Origin of the sequence: Desulfogranum marinum (assembly GCF_016918565.1) — a bacterium.
GTDB classification, from domain to species: Bacteria; Desulfobacterota; Desulfobulbia; order Desulfobulbales; family Desulfobulbaceae; genus Desulfogranum; species Desulfogranum marinum.
In genome coordinates this window covers 117,305-131,023 of the sequence record NZ_JAFFQD010000004.1, presented here as the reverse complement: position 1 = coordinate 131,023, position 13,719 = coordinate 117,305, and the positions used below count along the sequence as shown (strand labels likewise).

Genomic DNA, 13,719 nt, shown 5'->3' with positions numbered 1-13,719 from the left:
CAGTCTATAATAATTATTGTTATTTCGTAACTGTAGTAAATTATAATACAATATTAACAAGTTTCTTTTTAACTACAATAACTTTCTTGGGTGTACTGTCCTGCATGAACTTGAGAACTTTTTCATTGGCAAGCGCAATAGCTTGAATATCATCATCACTAATATCTGAAGCAACCTGAAGTTTGGCACGAACCTTGCCGTTTATTTGGACGACAATGGTGAGTTCTTCCTCTTTAGCGGCTTCAGCATCAAACTCTGGCCATGAAGCCTGGTCAAGGGTTTGAGGGTGATTGGTAGCCTGCCATAATTCTTCACAAAAATGAGGCACCATAGGAAAAAGCAGCACTATAATGGTCTCAAGTGCCTGCTTGAGTACAGTTTGATCAACCTCCTGTTTTCCTCCGAGTACTCCCGTTGTAGTGTTAACTAGCTCCATCACTCCGGAAATCGCAGTATTAAAATGAAAATTCGATTCAATACTTTCCGTAACCCTGCGAATGGTCTGGTGTGTTTTCCGATGCAACTCCCTTGACGCCTCATTGAGTTTGCCGGAAGAAATGGTGCTATCATCGTTAAAAGCGCCCACATTCTGCTGTATCAACCGGTACACTCGATTAAGAAATCGTGAGGAGCCCTCTACACCCTGGGCATTCCATTCAAGGTCTCTCTCCGGAGGTGCTGCAAACAGAGAAAAGAGACGGACAGTATCTGCACCAAATTTTTCAATAAGATCATTGGGATCAACTACATTCCCTTTGGATTTGGACATCTTTGCACCATCTTTAATAACCATCCCCTGCGTTAAAAGGTTGGTAAATGGTTCATCGATGGTAACGTAGCCAAGGTCTCGGAGTACTTTCGTGAAAAAACGAGAATAAAGCAGATGGAGGATGGCGTGTTCAACTCCACCGATGTACTGATCAACCGCCATCCAGTACTTGGCAGCATCAGGGTCAATGGGTCCGTCAAGATAGCCGGGATTTGTGTACCTGATAAAATACCATGATGACTCAACAAAGGTATCCATGGTATCTGTTTCCCTTTGTGCAGCTTTGCCGCACTTGGGACACTTGGTTGTATAAAATGCTTCCTGCTGGTGCAACGGAGTGTGCTCGCCACCTGCTTTGTCAGCGCCGGGCAAAACAACAGGTAAGTCATCTTTAGCAACTGGAACAACTCCGCACTGGTCACAATGAATAACTGGAATCGGTGCTCCCCAGTATCGTTGCCTGGAAATCCCCCAATCTCGAAGACGATAGGTTATGTGCGGCTGACCAAACTGATTATTAACCGCGTGATCAATAATTGCTTTTCTCGCCGCAGATGAATCGAGTCCGGTAAATTCGCCGGAATCAACGAGATGCCCTGGTTGGTCATAAGCAGCTTCAAGGCTGTCACCGGAAAGAGATTCGTTTTCAGGTTGAATGACAACCCTTATGGGCAAGTCATATTTTTGGGCAAATTCAAAATCCCTCTGATCATGGGCAGGTACGGCCATGACGGCACCAGTACCGTATTCCATCAAAACAAAGTTGGCCACGTAAATGGGGATGCGATCACCATTAAAAGGGTTAATACAGTATTTCCCTGTAAAAACACCTTTCTTTTCTGGCTCCTGATCTGCACTTGCCCGTTGTTTTTCAATAAGAGTTGATTCTATAAATTCTTTTACAGCGTCTTGCTGCTGTTCTCCGGAGATGAGTTCTTCGATTAAGGGGTGCTCAACAGCCAAAGACATAAAGGTGACTCCGTAAATCGTGTCTGGCCGCGTAGTAAATATAGAAACAACAGCATCTACTCCATCCACCTGAAAATCGCAGGCAAGACCTGTACTTTTGCCAATCCAGTTACGCTGCATGGTTGCAACTTTATCAGGCCACCCGGTCAGTGAATCAAGGTCTTCTAGGAGTTCATCAGCATACTCGGTAATTTTAAAAAACCACCCATACATTGTTTTAGGCAACACCGGCTGATCGCAGCGCCAGCAAAGTCCATCAATAACTTGTTCCCGTGCAAGGACGGTCTGACAATCATTACACCAGTTAACCGTGGTTTCTTTTCGGTACACCAGACCTTTCTCAAGCATTTCAAGAAACAATTGTTGTTCCCATCGATAATACTTGGGATTGCATGTGGCAAGTTCCCGATCCCAATCGTAACTGAGTCCAAGGGCTTTAAGTTGCTCACGCATGTAATCAATATTTTCGTAAGTCCAGGCAGCAGGGTGCACACCTCTTTTCATGGCAGCATTTTCAGCGGGCAGTCCAAAAGCGTCCCACCCCATGGGATGAATAACGTTATATCCCTGAAGCCTTTTGTACCTGGCGATAACATCGCCTATTGTGTAGTTGCGTACATGCCCCATATGAATACGACCAGAAGGGTAGGGAAACATTTCCAATACATAATATTTTTTCTGGTTACTTTCATGAGTAACCTTGTATGGCGCAAGTTTATCCCATTGCTGTTGCCACCTGCTCTCGATGGCTTGAAAATCATATTTTTCGTTTGTCTGCTGCATAATCAGTTGCCGGTAATGAATTGAATATTCTGGTTACGAAAACCTATATGTTTCCCTATTCGAACCAACTCTTGAAAAGCTATTATGTAAGAGGTGGAGCAAGGGTAGTGTAATTTTCAAATGTAGTAAACTCTCCAAGGAAGGTAAGTTTAATAATTCCGGTTGGGCCATTTCTCTGTTTACCGACTATAACTTCAGCCAAACCTCTGTTGGGATTATCTTCAGCCTTATTATAGATCTCGTCACGGTAGATAAACATGATAACATCAGCATCCTGTTCGATGGCTCCGGATTCACGTAAATCTGAGAGTTGTGGTCTTTTATCGGTACGGCTCTCCAAGCTCCGGTTCAACTGCGAGAGAGCAACCACAGGGACATCAAGTTCTTTGGCCATCCCCTTTAACGACCTTGAAATATCAGATATCTCCTGGGCTCTGTTTTCAATACCACTTTTCCCTTGCATGAGTTGGAGATAATCTACAACTACCATTCCGATATTATCTTCTGATTTTAATCGCCTCGCTTTGGCTCGCATTTCAAGTACGGTGAGCCCTGCGGTATCATCTATATAGATGGGAGCATCGGCTAGCATACCAGTAGCACGGGTCAACTTGGGCCAATCTGTCTCTAGGAGTTTGCCTGTCCTCATTCTTTGCGAGTCAATGCGCCCTAAAGAACACAACATTCGTAAGGCTAGGGACTCCATAGACATTTCAAGACTGAAAACAGCTACAGGTACTTTTTCAATAAGTGCAGCATGCTGAACAATGTTCATTGCCAGGGCTGTTTTACCCATGGAAGGACGAGCAGCAAGAACTATCATGTCAGATGACTGAAATCCTGCAGTCATTTTGTCCAGTTCATCATAGCCGGTGGCAACTCCGGTGATGAGTTCTTGACGGTCATAAAGCTTGGTAATTCTGTCAAAGGCTTTTGGAACAATGTTGGCCATTGGCTGAAATCCCTGTCCTTTCTTGGACTGGGCAATTTCAAAAATAGTCTTTTCAGCTTCGTCTACCAGCGTTTCAATATCATCCTGCGTATCATAGCAACGTGCAGCCACCTCGGAAGTCGTCTGAATGAGTCGCCGTAATACAGATTTTTTTCTGATAATATTGGCGTGATGAACAAGAGTACCGGTAAAGGGGATGATATCGGTTAAAGAAGCTATGTAGCCGGCGCCACCAGCCTTTTCAAGTTTATTTTGATCGTTGAGCAGCCCCGTAACGGTTATAAGATCGTGTGGTTCGCTCTTTTCGAAAAGTGATACCATTGCTGCATAAATAATTTTATGCGCATTTTTATAAAAATCTTCAGGGTCGATAATTTCTGCGACCTGAAGTAATGATTTATCTTGAATGAGAATGGTACCAAGAACAGCCTGTTCAGCTTCAATGTTCTGCGGAGGAAGCATTTTAGGAAGTATGGTGAGGGGCGGAGCTGTTGCTTGTTGCATTTCCATGCCTTGAAACAGATGCTATGGGATAATACGAAGACGTTAGCAACAACTATACTGTCATTGCATATTTATGCACGCCCAAATTACAAGTGCCTTTTCTGCAATCAGAAAAGGCACTGTGGTGACCTATAATATTTATTTTTTACAAAAAAACTCTAAAAATAAATAAACTATTTATTCAACGAAAAAGAGGAGCTCTACCCAATCAAGAGCTACTCAAAAACGCGAAACAGCTGAGAGTGAGATAAAAAAGGATTATTCCGCAAGGGTTTCCGGAATAACCTGAACAGCAATCTCAGCAACGGCCTGAAAACCGACTTTTACAGGGATTTTGTACTCTCCCAGTTGTTTAATGGGTTCTTTGAGGACAATGCTTTTTTTATCCACGCTTACTCCCATTCCTTCAAGTCCAGCAACAATATCGCTATTGGTTACTGAGCCGAAAAGGCGATCTTCGTCACCAACACGCTTGGTGATGGTAATTACCTTGTCAGCAAGTTGTGCCGTCATTTTTTCAGCATCTTTTTGTTGCTGAGCAAGTCGTGCTTCAATTGCCTGTTTTTCTTTCTCTAACAGTGCGAGCGCAGTTTTATTAACAATTACTGCTTTTTTCTGCGGAATCAGGTAATTTCTGGCATATCCATCTTTTACCTTTACTATTTCGCCTTCCTGACCAAGGGTATCTATTGTTTCTTTAAGTATGATTTCCATGAGTGAACCCTCTACATGTATTTTGGTTCGTTTATCAACGATATATTGCCTTTTGGCGATAATGATAACTTTGTTTATTTATCTGTGTGATCGGTAACACTACCCGGAAGTTTTCTAAAATTAAGCCACACATCAGCAAAGCCTAATATAGCAAGAAAAATCAGACCATAACTCTGTATAATAAGTATAAAGTATAGAGCAAGCCTGAAAAAGCCGGGAACGTTCCATTTGTCCAGCAGGTGGATAAAAACGGCCAACCCTTGAAAAAAATAGAGCAAAACGCTCACCAGCAGGAGACATATAGCTGTATCCTTTATTGCTCCGCTTCCTACAAGCATGGCAACGACTACAGATATGGGCAACCAAACTAGCTGCTCCGGTAAAGACCATGCTGTATATTTGCCCCATCCTTTCTCGGTGAGCTGCATTTTTTTAGCTAGAATGTTGCTAATAACCAGATTAAACCAAACTGTAGCAATCACCATACAACCTAATATACCAGGAAGTATACGAGGAATGACCCTGCGCACTTCTTCAATGGCTATTTGCAGGGCGTAAAGCACCTCAGCCGAAATATCGGGCTGCTTGCTGTATACCACGTATGCTTGCGCAAAGCCGGCATCGAGCATGGTGACCAACTGCGTGTACAAATTTTCCGAGGTTATCAAACTACAGATAATCCAGAAGATTATCCAGCTACCACCTTGTGTTACGATTCCTTTAACGCCTGTAACTACAGCGTTTTCCTCTGCGATCATGCCTTGGTAGAGCGTGTACCCCAGTGGAATAAATGTGAGTGAAAAAAGAAATATCTCAATGCGTTGAGCAATGATCAAGCCCGCTCCAGCGAGGAGCAGGCTATTTCTCAAAAATTTCAAGCCGTTTTTAGGACCCAAAAAGCAAAAAATCAGAAATACCGGAATGCTCAATACACCTTGTGACCACCCAAGTAAAAGAGGGAAGAAAGATGGCAAAAAAAATACAGCTGCCGTCAGCAGCATGTATTTTAAAATTGAAGCACGTCTAAATGGTCCTTCCTCCTTTATCACTTTTTTGCAAGCCTAAAACGCTTAAAATTGAGTTGAACCAGTATACGGCAGAAGTGCGAGTTGTCTTGCCCGCTTAACAGCCTCGGTCAATTGACGCTGATGACTGGCGCAAGTACCGTAAATACGTCGAGGTATAATTTTACCGCGTTCGGTTACGAAATTTCGCAGAGTTTTTGGGTCGCGATAATCTATAATGATTTCTTTATCTGTGCAAAATCTGCATACACGACGACGAGAAAAGACTTTTCTAGGTGGGGCCATGGGGATAATCTCCTCTATGTGAATCCTTTAACTGGATAAATAAATTTTCTTATGCTTCTTCTGTCGGTTCTTCTGCTGTTGTTGCGGCTTTTTCTTCTACAACATCTGCAGTTTTAGTCTCGACAGGGGCAGATTCTTCTTCGCTTTCTTCAGCTTCGGCAGCTTCTAGAGCTGCAGCCTGCGCAGCTATTTTTTCTTTTTCAAGAGTAATAGCAGCCTCATCCATTGATTCATTGAGCTTGATCGTTAGGAAACGAAGTAAACGATCATCAATTCTAAAAATACGTTCTAGCTCTTCAATTGTGTGCCCAGGAGCCGCATAGTTCACATAAACATAATACCCCTGAACTTCCTTTTTGATTTCATAGGCGAGTTTTTTCATGCCCCAACGATCTACGGAAATAATTGTTCCGCCATCATTAGTGATAAGGGCATTTGTTCTGTCAATAATTTCAGTGAATTGTTCTTCACCGATATTAGGGCGCAGAATATAGGTGGTTTCGTAATGACGCATGATTCCTCCTCGTGGTCATAGTGGCCCTCGCTTCTATCTGGATGATGAGAGCGAGAAGGTTAGTGTGATGAACGGGACAATCTACAAAAAAAAAGAGACGCAGTCAAGAGAGAATCCAGCTAGTCATATTCTCTGTCTTTATCCTGTTTTTTCCTGTTTTTTTATTTTCTCCCACTGAAGTCGTAATTGCTCGTCATCTTTGCATTCACCGCCCGCAAAAACATGAGGATGCCGACGAATCATTTTCTGATTAATAGCAAGAAGGGGAGCTAAGACCGAAAATTTTTTCTTTTCTGCATACATCGCGGATAACATGGTAATAACAAAATACATGTCACCAATTTCTTCGCTGACATTATCGGTGTCATCAGCTTCGATTGCGTCGATGAGCTCTTTGCATTCCTCTATTAAATATTTTTTAAATGACAATGGTGTTTGCCGCTTGTCCCAAGGGCAACCATTATCACCTCTTAACGTTGCTATAATTTCGACGAGACGGGAAAGTTCTTTGCCAATATCTGTATTTTCGACATTCAAGGGATTTTACCTAAAAGAAGTAGGTTAAAATAAGAAAAAAACAAGGAGGAGTGAACTACGCTGAGTCCGAATTATTTCAGCTCATAAAAAATGGATCGCATATGCCTTTTGGGGATGAAACGCGGGCTGATTCCGGTGAGAGATTCGGTGGAACCAATGATAAGGTACCCGTCGGGCTCTAAATTTTGGGCAAGTTTATTGAAAAGCTTTTTCCTGTCTTCAGGGGTAAAATAGATAGCCACATTGCGACATAAAATTATATCAAATTTACCCATGCCCGTAAAAGGCTGCATCAGATTAATTTTTCGAAAATTAGCCATTGCTCGAATCTCATCTTTTATTTTCCAACTACCTCCTGCAGGAGAAAAATATCGGTTGAGCTTATCTTTGGCTAAGCCCCTCTCTATTTCAAATTTATTATATCTACCCGCGCTTGCTTGAGCAATCGCGGCGTCGGAAATATCTGTTCCTAAAAGTTTTACGGAGTACCTGGACAGATCACCTAACAATTCCTGCATCACAATCGCAACAGAATAAATTTCCTGGCCAGTAGAACAAGCTGCACTCCATATTCGAAGTGGTGTTTTTATTCTGGGATTTTTCTGCGACCGCTTGTCTACTAATTCCGGCAAAATTTTATGCCGCAACAGCTCAAACGGGCTGTTATCTCTGAAAAACAGAGTCTCATTAGTTGAAATCGCATCAATAATTTTTTTTTCAATAAGTTTAGCAGGCTCGCTTTTTGATTTATTATAAAGTTCGTGATAATTGGAACAACGAAATTCTTCAGCGATAGCATTTAGGCGGGTTTCAAGAAGATATTTTTTAGACTCATCAAGGTGGATGCCTGAAATGTCCTTAATATATTGTGAAAATAATTTTGTTTCTGCTGTTGTAATTTTTAGCATTCGGCCTAACAGTTTTAATTTATACAGCTTTTTCCCAGGCTTAGGACAAGCCAGAGACACCACCTAAAAAGATATTCTAACTTAAATTTTCCTTACGGCACGAATTTCAAGCATTTACCTTTACTGCGCTCATTACTTCTATACATCTTTTTCGTGATCATTCAGCGAAGATCAAAACGCTATCACTCGACCCCAAATTATAACTATTCAGCAGTGCTCCAAATGTTCACAAGCCGACTGATCAACCATTCGTCGATATGTTGAACGGGCAGATCCTAAAGCGTTGGATTGCTGCTGAATAGTTACTCTTTTTTTCAATAAAGGCGTACAAAGATAATCGCCATAGCCGTCAAAGGATTTGTAACTAAATTGAGCTAAGATCCCTCACGCCCTCTTCGTGATGGATCAACCTCACATTTATTTAAGTGAGTTAAGAATCTCACCTGCAATTTTATCAAGCGGTACCACACTGTCTAACAGACCAAGTTCAGCAGGGGCTTTGGGCATACCGTAAACAACACACGACATTTCATTCTGGCCGATTATATAGGCATTTTTTTGGTTGAGCACCTGTAGGCCCTTAGTACCGTCTGACCCCATTCCTGTCATGATTACAGCCGTTGCCCTACCAACATAAAAATCTCCAACAGAACGAAACAGATAGTCCACGGATGGTTTACATGAGTTTTCGGGCGGATCATCTGTTATCTTCACCAGGCGATTAACACCATCAGCAGCAGCTACTAATTTCATTTGCTTGCCGCCTGGAGCAATATAGGCCACATTTGCAGCAAGTGCTTCTCCATTTTCAGCTTCCTTAACTGTTATCCGGCATTTCTTATTTAAACTGGCAGCAAGTGATTTGGTAAAAACAGGGGGCATATGCTGTACTATAACAATAGGTACCCCTATGTTTGCCGGTAGCATCGGCATCATCCGTGCGAGTGCATTAGGGCCACCCGTTGATATACCAATAGCAATTATTTCTGAACTATTATGCGGTACACGTTGACCAGGTCTTCCAGGTACGGTACTTTTGTTTTTTGTCTGTGCAGCAGGTTTTGCTTTAAGCGATTGTTTTTTTACTAAGCGGTTCGTCCCCATTTGACCAATAGCTGTGCGCCCGGTGACAAAGGCCTTTATTAAAGGGGCGAGGTTTTCCTTTAAATATTTTTTACTTTCTGCGATATTTGAGGTGTTTGGCTTAAGAATAAAATCATAGGCACCAAGCTCAAGAGCCTTCATCGTCATGTTGCCACCTTCGCTGGTCAACGTTGAAACCATGATTGCAGAAATATCAGGAGCATGTTTTTGTAAATATTGAAGAACCTCCAGCCCGTTCATCTCCGGCATTTCTATATCAAGCGTTAACAAGTCAGGCTTGAGACTCTTTATCTTAGAGACAGCTATTTTTCCATTGTGTGCGACGCCTACCACTTCAACTCCAGGTATTTCTTTAAGGACATCACTCACAGCCTTACGATATACTATGGTGTCGTCAACAACCAGGACCTTGGTTTTTCTTGTTAACATTTTTGTTTTTAGCAAATTAATTACACACGATTAATGTTTTCTGTATCCATACGAAGTACTTCTTTGATATCAAGCACCCCAATAAGCTTATTTTCGGTTTTGTAAACGCCTGTAAAAAAACTGCCTTGTATTCCACTCATGTTGGCTGGCGCCGGCTCTATCTTGTCAGGCTCTGCCGCCACCACATCACTTAGTTTGTTTACTAACAGCCCTACGTATTCTCCAGGAGCATTGACTATGATATTTCGAGGATCGCTACCCAAATCAGTTTGACCAAGCCCAAGTTTTTTCCCAAGATCAATAATCGTGACGATCTGACCTCGAAGATTCAAGATACCCTGCACATAGTCAGGGGATTGCGGAACTATGGTCATCTCCATGATTTTATTTATTTCCTGAACTTTCAGGATATCCATTCCACATAAGGCGTCACCCACATGAAAAGTGGCAAGTTCTATCATAGTTTTGTTGGATTGAGATGATGGTTTCATTATTTAAAATCTCCAAAGAGGTAAATGATCTTTTGATGCGAATCCCATTGACCTTGTCAACAATGTGCCGGAAGTAATGGTCCACAAAGAGCCAGGTGCCCAGTAAAGAGCATAAAAAACGCATATGCCATTATTTTAGCCTATCAATGAGTAGCCTTTTTCGGCTGGGCATATTTATGGACACTTTCCATAAGCCGTTCTTTATCGAGTTTTATATGGTATTCATTGACGCCAACAGCCTCACCTCGCTCGACATCTTCTTGGGCAGCCAGTGTGGTAAGCGCAATAACAGGCAACACACTGTATTCCGGATGCTGCTTTATTTTTTCAGTAAGTTCAAAACCATCCATATTCGGCATTTCTATATCTGTAACAACCAATGTAATTTCGTCATGTTGCTCTTCGATGATATGCCACCCCTCAACACCATCTTCACCTTCAAGTACATTAAAGCCGGCTTCTTCGAGATACCCCTTTACCTGGTTTCTGAAAAAATTGGAGTCTTCAACTATCAGGATTGTGGGCGCTTCGATTTCTGTACCAAAACGATCTTCCAGGGTAATATCCTCAAACCATTGGGGATTGATAGTTTGCACTATTTCAAAAATATCAATCAACATGGTGGTATTACCATCGATAATAGCAGATCCCATTATACCAGTCTGTTTGAGGGTGACATCATCAATATCTGACGATATTTCGACGGCATCGATTGGGCCGGTAGCTAAAAGCCCAATGTCTTTTCCTGCCAAATGAAAGACAATGACCAGATAGTTGTCCTGGACATCCAGCGGCTGTACCATGGCCACTTCATCTATACTTATGAGAGGCAAGCTGCCTCCACGATACTGCATGACCCTGCGGCCTCCGACATCTTCGACGTCGGTTGATTTGATTTTTTCAACCCGTTCAACCTGATTCAATGGGACACCAAAATTTTCCTGCGGCGAACTGGAAAAAGTGAGTAAGGCTTGCCGGTCTTTTGACTTGGTAATAGCCTCTTTGTTAGCCTCAGAAAGTTGGCGAGCTCTTTCCGATCCTTCAAGAGAAGTCAACCCTGCCATTGATGCGATACTATTTACATCTAAAATCAGAGCGATTCTACCATCACCCATTATAGTTGCACCTGCATACCCTTTACATTGCTGAAGATGCCTACCTAAAGGTTTAATGACAATTTCTTCTGAGTCATGAAGGCGATCAACAATAAGTCCATATTTCATCGCTCCAGTAGAGACAACAACAATATTCAGCGCACTTGCAGGGCCTTGGCGCCGGTCGGTTGTCCTTTTCTCTTTCAAGTCGTTGCTGTCGTCTTCTGATGTATTTTTTTCAATATCATGAGCATGTTCAGCTAACGACCTCCCTGTTCTTCGGTCAGCTAAGTTCTTTCTTCGATCTGTAACTGTGACTTCTTTAACAGGATCAAAGTAAGTACGTTCTATGTCGAACACATCCGACATGCGGATAAGGGGCAAAAGATTCCCTCGCAGACGTACAACTTCCGCATTACCAACCTTTTCTATACGCTCTGCAATCTTTGATGCCGGAATACGGAGCAACTCCTCCAGATTTACCTGGGGAATGGCATAGCGCTCACCACCTGTCATAATAATCTGGCAAGGGATTATCGCCAAAGTGAGGGGGAGCTTAATGCTAATGGTGGAACCCTTGCCAACGTCTGATTCAATCTCTATTGAACCACCAAGTTGATCTAGATTGGTTTTTACTACATCCATCCCCACGCCACGGCCAGAGACGTCGGTTACCTTTTCAGCTGTGGAAAATCCAGGAAGGAGAATCAGGTTAATACGCTCCTTTTCGGACATCACATTGGTTTGTTCCTGGGTAACCAGTCCTTTCTTAATAGCCGTTTCAGCAAGAACATCTCCATCAATTCCTTTGCCATCATCACTGATTTCTATAACCACCTGACCGGCGGCATGATAAGCTTTCAGGACTATTAAGCCTCTAGCATCCTTTCCTTTAGAAAGTCGTTCTTGAGGAGATTCAATCCCGTGATCAACTGAGTTACGAACAAGGTGTGTTAATGGGTCATTAATAGCTTCAATGATTGTTTTATCAAGCTCAACATCTTTACCGACGATGGTCAGGTCAATCTGTTTATTCAACTTTCCTGACAAGTCCCTGACAACCCGAGGGAATTTATTGAAAACATTCCCAATGGGCTGCATTCGGGTAAGCATTATAGCTTCTTGGAGTTCTGAGGTGACCAGGTCGATGCGTTGGCCAACAGTTTCTGCACTTCTGACATCCCCGGAGGTGATGGTCTGGAGAAGTTGGTTTCTGGAGAGCACGAGCTCGCCGGCAAGGTTCATAAGTTGGTCAAGAAGACTGACAGTCACCCTGATTGAGGTGTCGGTTTTGGTTGCGGTTTTTGATTGTGCTTTATTACAGGCAGGCTGGACTACAGTCGAGGGTATTACCTCTGCTTCGACATTCGGTTCAGGTTTGGCTGGTTCTTCCTCTTTAAATACAGTTTCGTCACTTACAGCACCAATGGGTGCGTCTGCAATTTCCTCTTCGACATGTTCTTGAGTAATGGGTACCTCTTCTTGTGATTGCTCCTCTACAGCAGGTGAAGATTCAGCGGCCGCTGTTTTTGGTGCTTCGCCTTGCTCATAGATTATATTCAGGGCATCTACATTGGGGGAAATATCAGCTTTGTTACTGTTACCCACATCCTCAATAAGCTGTTGTAGTTGGTCGGAAGACATCAGTAAAATATTGACTATTTCAGGGGTTGGGACAAGCTTCTCACTGCGGATTAACCCTAATACATTTTCTGCTGCATGTGCTAAATCCTGGATCGCGGTCAGGCCCATAAACCCTGCGCCACCTTTAATAGAGTGAGCAGCTCGGAAAACTTTATTGACCAAATCAACATCTATATCCGCTCCCCCCTCTTCAATGGCGAGAAGGTCGTTTTCTATGTCAGCTAAATGCTCAAGAGATTCCTCGATAAAACCTTGTAATATTTCGTCATCTTCAAAAGTCATAAACAATTCTCCTGCAAGACTAAAGCATGCTTACGGCCTGGTTTGTCAGGCAAAGGGGCAAATCAGTTGAACATACGGTTTTGAGTGTTCACTGTTGGTAAAGTATAGTTGTATTGTACGTATCGGTAAGGGGTTGTACAGTTTTTTTTTACTGGTACAAAAATAACGAAAAGAAAAAAGCAGGTCGACCTCGCACAACAAACCACACCTGTTAAACACTTCTGAGCTATGTTGAAAAATCGCGCGTTAGTCGGCTCTCTCAGGTCCATCCAAAGTTTTCATCTCGCCAGGATTTCTTATCAATAAAGTTTTTTGCAGGGCAAGGCACAAGCGGCGCAGCAGGTAGCGAAGACTTCGGTAGTAAACCACCGCAAGTGGTTTGCAACGCAGAAGCTGCGGAAAAATCTATTAACTCGAAGGAAGAACTTTTTGCTTGAGAGCAAAACAGCTCTTTAAGCAGTAATACCAATTGGGTTGGAAAAATGACTAACAGTAATGGCGATAATGAAGATAACTTGAAAGAGGCATTGGGGTGATGAAGGTGAGTAGCGACACTATGGAATTTTGAAAAACTCACCCAGTTCAAAAAAAACAGGCAAAAAAAGGAGTGCTCGCCACCCATTCAAGGAGAAAAACCGGCCTGCAAAATTGGTAACTGCAATGGAGAAAGCATCCTCGGACTTCAGAAGACGTATTTCACAGGCCAGGAAGACTG

At 42.6% G+C, this 13,719-nt stretch carries 12 protein-coding genes; all 12 read right to left on the bottom strand.

Annotated elements, in window-relative coordinates:
* Window positions 1–40: 40 nt before the first annotated feature.
* A complete protein-coding gene (gene leuS / locus JWH17_RS04510) occupies window positions 41–2,521 on the bottom strand; it encodes a leucine--tRNA ligase (RefSeq protein WP_205221378.1) in 2,481 nt (826 codons plus the stop codon).
* 82 nt (window positions 2,522–2,603) lie between these two features.
* A complete protein-coding gene (dnaB, locus tag JWH17_RS04505) occupies window positions 2,604–3,977 on the bottom strand; it encodes a replicative DNA helicase (protein WP_232370894.1) in 1,374 nt (457 codons plus the stop codon).
* 258 nt (window positions 3,978–4,235) lie between these two features.
* Window positions 4,236–4,691 (bottom strand): 50S ribosomal protein L9, encoded by a 456-nt coding sequence (gene rplI, locus JWH17_RS04500; protein WP_205221377.1) that lies wholly within the window; start codon window positions 4,689–4,691, stop codon window positions 4,236–4,238.
* Between the two features lie 74 nt (window positions 4,692–4,765).
* Window positions 4,766–5,692: a DUF2232 domain-containing protein gene (locus tag JWH17_RS04495; RefSeq protein WP_232370898.1), complete on the bottom strand. Its 927-nt coding sequence runs from the start codon at window positions 5,690–5,692 to the stop codon at window positions 4,766–4,768.
* A 69-nt stretch (window positions 5,693–5,761) separates the two neighbouring features.
* The gene (gene rpsR / locus JWH17_RS04490; protein WP_205221375.1) at window positions 5,762–6,001 is read right to left on the bottom strand and encodes a 30S ribosomal protein S18; all 240 of its coding nucleotides are present in this window, start codon (window positions 5,999–6,001) and stop codon (window positions 5,762–5,764) included.
* A gap of 49 nt (window positions 6,002–6,050) precedes the next feature.
* Window positions 6,051–6,515, bottom strand: coding sequence for a 30S ribosomal protein S6 (gene rpsF / locus JWH17_RS04485; RefSeq protein WP_205221374.1), 465 nt, complete (start codon window positions 6,513–6,515; stop codon window positions 6,051–6,053).
* Window positions 6,516–6,653: 138 nt separating this feature from the next.
* Entirely contained in the window at window positions 6,654–7,052 is a 399-nt protein-coding gene (locus JWH17_RS04480) for a MazG nucleotide pyrophosphohydrolase domain-containing protein (protein WP_232370893.1), read from the bottom strand.
* Window positions 7,053–7,123: 71 nt separating this feature from the next.
* Entirely contained in the window at window positions 7,124–7,960 is an 837-nt protein-coding gene (locus tag JWH17_RS04475) for a CheR family methyltransferase (protein WP_205221373.1), read from the bottom strand.
* A 417-nt stretch (window positions 7,961–8,377) separates the two neighbouring features.
* The gene (locus JWH17_RS04470) at window positions 8,378–9,493 is read right to left on the bottom strand and encodes a protein-glutamate methylesterase/protein-glutamine glutaminase (protein WP_205221372.1); all 1,116 of its coding nucleotides are present in this window, start codon (window positions 9,491–9,493) and stop codon (window positions 8,378–8,380) included.
* A gap of 20 nt (window positions 9,494–9,513) precedes the next feature.
* Entirely contained in the window at window positions 9,514–9,984 is a 471-nt protein-coding gene (locus JWH17_RS04465; RefSeq protein ID WP_205221371.1) for a chemotaxis protein CheW, read from the bottom strand.
* Between the two features lie 143 nt (window positions 9,985–10,127).
* Complete coding sequence (locus JWH17_RS04460; RefSeq protein ID WP_205221370.1) at window positions 10,128–13,004, bottom strand: hybrid sensor histidine kinase/response regulator; 2,877 nt, start codon at window positions 13,002–13,004, stop codon at window positions 10,128–10,130.
* 259 nt (window positions 13,005–13,263) lie between these two features.
* Window positions 13,264–13,626 (bottom strand): hypothetical protein, encoded by a 363-nt coding sequence (locus tag JWH17_RS04455; protein WP_205221369.1) that lies wholly within the window; start codon window positions 13,624–13,626, stop codon window positions 13,264–13,266.
* Window positions 13,627–13,719: the final 93 nt, after the last annotated feature.